Genomic DNA, 1,242 nt, shown 5'->3' with positions numbered 1-1,242 from the left:
AAATGGCAAAAAATAACATCACACAATTTGATGCTACAGACGCAAATAATACAGATATTAAGTCTATAGACATTAGCGAGGGCATGAGTCCGGCTAATGTAAACAATGCTATCAGGGCATTGATGGCAACGCTGAAGGACATGGACACAGGGGCTACATCCCTCACCTCTCCTTCAGGCACAAATATTACTGCGACTACTGCGTTAAAGACTCCAGCGATACAATTTACCGATGGCGATGCAGCTATTACTATTGCTGATGGTGGTGGCGTTACAGCCAATGATTTTAGCTCTAGTAGCGTCAATATTGATGGCGGTGCTATTGATGGCGTAACACTAGGCACTAACTCTGCGGTCACTCAGGCTGTTATCGATAATGTCAACATAAATGGCTCTACAATAGGGCATACAGACGATACAGACCTTATGACAGTCTCCAGTGGATTGTTGACAGTCGCTGGTGAAGTGTCCATGACAACGCTAGATATAGGCGGTACAGATGTAACGGCTACGGCTAATGAACTGAATATATTGAGTGGCGTTACAGCTACAGCCAGTGAACTTAATCTTATGGATGGGGGTTCAACTGTAGGCACTACGGCTGTTGCTGGGGGTGATGGTATTGTCACCAATGATAGCGGTACAATGAAGCAGACAAGTGTGGACACGTTTGATACCTATCTTTCTGGAACAACAAAGACGCTGACAAACAAAACGCTGACTAGCCCTGTGTTGAATACAAGCGTATCAGGGTCGGCTGTACTCGATGAAGATGATTTTGCGTCTAACTCTGCTACAAAGCTAGCGACACAACAATCTATCAAAGCCTACATTGATGGTCAGATAATTAGTGGTGGGGGTGGATTATCCCAAGTTGTAGGCGATACGTCACCTGAGTTGGGCGGTGATCTGGATGTAAATGGAAACGCTATAGTTTCTGTGTCTAATGGTAATATAGCCCTTACGCCAAATGGTGCTGGTGTGGTGCGTATTGATGGGTCTGATGGTGTAGATATATCGCAAGGCGCAATATCAATAAAGAATGGTGGAGCGCAGTCTTATGTACGTTTTTACTGTGAGAGTAGCAACGCTCACTATGCTCAATTACAAGCCCCAGCCCATGCTGATTTCGCTGGTAATATAACGCTTACGCTTCCATCAACGGCTGGAACATTGGCAAAAACCACAGATATAGCAGACGAAGCAACAGCACTAGCCATAGCTCTAGGATAAAGGAGAAAAA

Annotated in this window: 1 protein-coding gene; it reads left to right on the top strand. The window is 44.8% G+C overall.

Features of this window, described 5'->3' with window-relative positions:
* Positions 1-1,232: hypothetical protein (locus AC5DC2_RS23530; protein WP_491700240.1), on the top strand; the 1,232-nt coding region annotated here is incomplete at its 5' end.
* Between the last annotated feature and the right edge of the window lie 10 nt (positions 1,233-1,242).

The sequence above is a fragment of the Martelella sp. genome, assembly GCF_984369615.1.
Note: the sequence above shows the minus strand (reverse complement) of the source record. Positions and strands in the feature narration are given on the sequence as shown.